This is a genomic window from Streptomyces sp. P9(2023) (assembly GCF_032436795.1).
Lineage (GTDB): Bacteria > Actinomycetota > Actinomycetes > Streptomycetales > Streptomycetaceae > Streptomyces.
The window spans coordinates 1-264 of sequence record NZ_JAUPWM010000553.1; the positions used below are offsets into that span (position 1 = coordinate 1).

General features: G+C 53.0%; 1 protein-coding gene. It reads left to right on the forward strand.

Going from position 1 to position 264, the window contains the following annotated elements:
• Nucleotides 1-36 precede the first annotated feature (36 nt).
• Nucleotides 37-264: outer membrane protein transport protein (locus Q5762_RS38675; protein ID WP_315896997.1), on the forward strand; the 228-nt coding region annotated here is incomplete at its 3' end.

Consider the following 264-nt stretch of genomic DNA (forward strand, 5'->3'; position numbering starts at 1 on the left):
GTGCCCCATGCTCTAGGTGGTGAACTTGATTCTCGCGTGGAAGGTGATGATGACGCATGGGGCTATAATCTTGGCGTGATTTATCAGCCTGTGCCTGAGACCACTCTTGGTCTGACCTATCGATCGAAGGTTAGTTATACTTTGACTGGTGATTTCCGGGCCACGGCGAGTGACGGTAGTCTAGCTGTTGCTGGTGTGAGCGAGGGAGATGTGGTTAGCCGAGATAGCGCCAGTCTCGAACTGACGACGCCGGAAACAGTTAAC